The 501-nt window shown below is 44.1% G+C and carries 1 protein-coding gene; it reads left to right on the forward strand.

The features are described 5' to 3' along the window. Positions 1-501, forward strand: a 501-nt coding sequence (locus QOS01_RS10445) for a MucBP domain-containing protein (RefSeq protein WP_283622275.1), incomplete at both ends; no start/stop codon positions are given.

Genomic DNA, 501 nt, shown 5'->3' on the forward strand with positions numbered 1-501 from the left:
TCAACCAGTTAGAAGCAGTGCTCAAGTAATTTACCAAGATGAAAATGGTAATACCATTAGTAGTTCCACAATCAACGGTAACGTTGGTCAGACAGTAGATCTGAACTTGCAAGTGCCAGCTGGTTATGAGGCGGTAAGAACATTGCCAACCCAATACACCTTTACGGATGCTGCAAATCAACAGATCATCATTCGTGTGAAGGCAATTCAAACACCAGATCAACCGGTTGATCCTGATGATCCAGTGGACCCACATACGCCAGTAGATCCAGATCCACAAACACCTGCTGACCCGGTCACACCACAAGATCCATCTCAACCAGTTAGAAGCAGTGCTCAAGTAATTTACCAAGATGAAAATGGTAATACCATTAGTAGTTCCACAATCAACGGTAACGTTGGTCAGACAGTAGATCTGAACTTGCAAGTGCCAGCTGGTTATGAGGCGGTAAGAACATTGCCAACCCAATACACCTTTACGGATGCTGCAAATCAACAGAT

It is taken from the genome of Limosilactobacillus avium (assembly GCF_947381485.1).
GTDB lineage: Bacteria > Bacillota > Bacilli > Lactobacillales > Lactobacillaceae > Limosilactobacillus > Limosilactobacillus avium.